This window comes from Skermanella sp. (assembly GCF_059503625.1).
Genome location: NZ_JCACHA010000113.1, coordinates 1 through 3,846, shown reverse-complemented (window position 1 = coordinate 3,846; position 3,846 = coordinate 1). Strand labels below are relative to the sequence as shown.

General features: G+C 65.3%; 3 protein-coding genes. All 3 read right to left on the bottom strand.

Going from position 1 to position 3,846, the window contains the following annotated elements:
• Nucleotides 1-851: AMP-binding protein (locus tag AC5JJ6_RS03120; RefSeq protein ID WP_496040644.1), on the bottom strand; the 851-nt coding region annotated here is incomplete at its 3' end.
• A 575-nt stretch (nt 852-1,426) separates the two neighbouring features.
• Entirely contained in the window at nt 1,427-2,314 is an 888-nt protein-coding gene (locus AC5JJ6_RS03115; RefSeq protein ID WP_496040645.1) for a 2Fe-2S iron-sulfur cluster-binding protein, read from the bottom strand.
• A 373-nt stretch (nt 2,315-2,687) separates the two neighbouring features.
• Nucleotides 2,688-3,752 (bottom strand): ABC transporter substrate-binding protein, encoded by a 1,065-nt coding sequence (locus tag AC5JJ6_RS03110; RefSeq protein WP_496040643.1) that lies wholly within the window; start codon nt 3,750-3,752, stop codon nt 2,688-2,690.
• Nucleotides 3,753-3,846 lie beyond the last annotated feature (94 nt).

The following is a 3,846-nucleotide window of genomic DNA, read 5'->3' as shown; positions in this document are numbered from 1 at the left end:
ACGTCCAGCACGGCCCGCGCGTTGAAGCGGGTGTAGTTGTAGACGAACACCGTCGCCTCGGCGTTGAGCGGTGCGAAGACGTTGCTCCAGGCGTGCTTCGCCCAGCCGGGCGAGCTGATGTTCCAATGGACGTCGCCCGGCTGCAATCCGACCCAGTACATCGTGGACAGATGACCCACGGGATAGCTGCGGTGCGTATGCAGCACCAGCTTGGGCTTGGCGGTGGTGCCCGACGTGAAATAGAGCAGCAGCGGGTCTTCGACCCGCGTCTCGCCGTCCGGCGCGAACTCGGCGGGCGCCTCGGTGAAGCCCTCATAAGCGGTCCAGCCCGCCGGAGCGCTGCCGGCGTCGCCGCCCACGACGATCAGCCCCAGCCCCTTCTCCATGCCGTCGAACTTGGCGCATTGATCGGCCATCGCGATGACGAACCGGGCGCCGCCGCGCTCCAGCCGGTCGCGCAATTCGTCTCCGACCAGCAGAGTCGTTGCCGGAATGACCACGGCGCCCAGCTTCATGGCGGCCAGCATGGTTTCCCACAGCGGCGGCACGTTGGGCAGCATCAGCAGCACGCGGTCGCCCCGGCGCACACCCTGGGCGCGCAGCCAGTTGGCAAGCCGGTTCGACCGCTCGGACAGCTCGGCGTAGGTTACCTTCTGCTCGGCGCCGTCCTCCGCCACGACCCACAGCGCCGGGCGGGCGTTGCCGCGCGCTATCGCGTCGAAGTAGTCGAGCGCCCAGTTGAAGACCGGCATGGCGGGCCAGCGGAAATCCCGCACCGCGCGGGCGCGGTCGGTCCGGGCTTCCAGCAGCAGGTTACGCGCGGCGATGAAGTCGCTGGATCGATCGGTCATTCTCTCCCCTTGCTGCCCCGGAACAGGGCTTGTTGTCCTTCCGCTTTATCGCTGCGGAAGTGTTGGTACTGCGGGCGGGCATGATCCCGGACCAGCCCCGCCGTTGGAAGGCCCTATCCCGCGAAACCGATGTGCGGAAATACTCATATGGTCATGGGCCGGTGGTCATGGGCCGGCGGATACGCCGCTTTCCGATCCCGTCAACCCGGACTGGATTCCGTAGGCGCTGATTCAAAGCGTTCCTGCGCGTGACGCCGGCGTTTCCCTCCACTCTACCTTAATGCCAAGGCGTGACCTTGGCATCTCTTGGATGATGCGGACGCGAAGGTTTCAGTCTGAAGTTTTGGCGTCATTCCCGCATTGCCGGAGAGGAGACAGCCTAAACCAGCGCTTACCGTATCGAGTCCCGGCACGCCGGCAATGGGAGAAACGTCTTTTCAGCCGCCGTTTCCTGCGGGGTTTCCGTATCCGTACGCTGAAAGCGGCTGGAAGCCGGTTCCACGTCGTCTTCATGCCGGCATGATGGGGAACGCCGGGCGCGCCGGAGCGCGCCCGGTAGCCGCCGGAGCGGATCGTTATGCCAGCGCCAGCTTGCGGGCCGCTTCCTCACGCTCGATCCAGCGCTCGAGGATGGCGACGTGCTCGCTCTCCTCCTTGACGAACTCCTTCGCCAGCGCCTCGATCTCGGCGTCCTTGGTGTGGCCGGCGACGGTCAGGTAGAACTCGAACCCGAGCTTTTCGCCGTGAAGCGCCGCCTTGAGGGCGTCGAGCCGCGACAGCGACGGGTCGCCCGCCCACAAGGCGGTCCGCTCCGGTGTCGCCAGATCGGGCCATACGTGGTCGCCGGGCATGAAGCCGGAAACGTCCACCGAACCCGCCCGCTTCTTGGCTTCGGCCAGATGCAGGCGCGAGTATTCGCCCAGCTGGGTGAAAAGCTCGCCGATCTCCTTGTTGCCGACCTTGGCCATTTCGACCGCCAGCTCTTCGAAGTGGATGGCGGCATCCTCCTCGACCTTGACGGCGTAGCCCAGGAACTCCTCGACCGAGGCGATCTCGAGGCCGCCCTTGTAGGACTTGACGGCGGTGGACAGGGCCGGCCGGGCCTTCGGCAGGGTCTCGTCGCCGGCGAAGATCACCGCGATGCCCTCGTCGCGCACGAAGAACTGGCAGGCCAGCCGGTAGCGCGGCGGCATGTCGTTGGTTTCGGCGTTCTCGATCTCGGCCGGAGTGATCTTGCCGAGCTGGCGCAGCATCTCCTTCTCTTTTTCGGTCAGGGCGAGGCCATAGGGCTTGTTGGTGCCGAGATGCTTGATCTCGACAAGGCAGGAGCCGCAGTTGCCGTCGCCGCAGTCGAAGGGGATCGGAAGCTTGTGCTCCTTGGCGAGCGCCAGGAGCGTTCCGCGGTCGCCGGCGACCGCATACAGGGTGACGTCCTTCGCCATCACCGGAGACTTGAAGGTCACGTTCGCCAAAATAATAATCCTTTTTCAAGTCAGGGCAGAACTACCCGATGAGCAGCCGCCGGCCGGTCAGGCAGAGTCGTCGAAATCCTCGATGTATTTTGACGGTTCGATGAAAAGCCGGCAGCTCCTCCCTATCCCCGGCACTGCCGGGGATGTGGTGAGGGCTAGAGGTGCAAAATTCGTGCTAAAGCTACGTTTGCCTGAAATAGCAATGACTTAGGCGATATAGCATTGCTCAAGGGCTCGACGATTGAGATGAACCCGACACAAGACGAACCTGACAAATGGTCCCGTTCTGGACATCGCGTCGTCGGGTATTCTTCTACTGCCGAAGGCGCCGCCGATCGAAACCGGCGGCCGCTGCCGGTTCAGGTCATCCGGCTTTCCGGACGGCGTCGAAGAAGCTGTGGTCGAACAGCGCGTTCAGATCGACCGGCTTGATCTGGGCGCCCGTGGTCTGCTGGAAGTCCTGGAGGAGTGCGGTGGACTCCATGATCTCGTGCGGGTTGGCGACGAGGTTGGTGTTGGGCGACCGGAGCGCCTTGGCGATCACTTCGGGATCGACGAGTCCCTTGCCGATATAGGCGGAGACGTGCGCGGCGGCGCGGCCGTGCTGCGTGTTCGCGAAATCGGTGGCGCGGACATGCAGTTCGACCAGCTTGGCGATGGCGTCGCGGTGTTCGGCGATCACGGTTTCGCGCACCGCCAGCACGGCGCCCGGCTGACGCGGCAGCATGGCGTTGGCGGGCGCGAGGATCCGGGCGGTCGGGTCGCGTTCCTGAACGATCGTCAGGACGGGCTCCAGGATCGAGGCTCCCTCGACCGCACCGGCAAGCAGCAACTGCTGCACCTGGTCCTCGCCGACGCCGACGATCTCCACATGCGCGGGGTCCGCCTTGGCGACGTTCCGGATGTAATAACGGAGTATCGTGTCCGGGACCGAGCCCTGCGGCAGCGTGGCGATCTTCGCGGGACGCCCTGCCCTTTGATAGAACTGGCGGAACCCGTCGGCCGGAGACGCCGAGCCGGCCATGGTTTCCGCGAAGGGGCCGCGCCCGATGAAGGCGACCTGATCGATGATGTTGGAAGCCAGCACCTTGATGTCGATGCCGCGCGACCGCGCGACCATCGCGGGGCCGATGCCGACATAGACGACGTCCAGGCTGCCGGACGCCAGCGCCTGAACCATCGCGGGGCCGGACGAGAACGACGTGAGCTTGAGGTCCAGCCCGGCCTGACCGGTCCAGCCTTCCCCTTCCATGATGAAGAGCTGAGTCATCGGTATGATCGGGATATAGCCCACGCGCAGGGTCACCGGCGAGGCGGCCGCGGCGCGCGACGGCAAGGCCGCCGGCGACAGCGCCGCAGGCGACAGGGCCAGCGCTGCGGCGGCTCCGGACAAACGAAGGAACCGGCGGCGGGCTAAGGGTATCTGCATGACGGAAGCTCCCAGGCATTTCTTTTTTCCAGCTTACACGGTCGGCCGGACCGGGTCGCCCTGGAACTCCGGTGTGAAACCCGGCAAACGGTCA

What these genes read in the sequence shown, in the direction of transcription:
- AC5JJ6_RS03110 (WP_496040643.1), bottom strand. Translation starts at nt 3,752, where the DNA reads ATGCAGATACCCTTAGCCCGCCGCCGGTTCCTTCGTTTGTCCGGAGCC.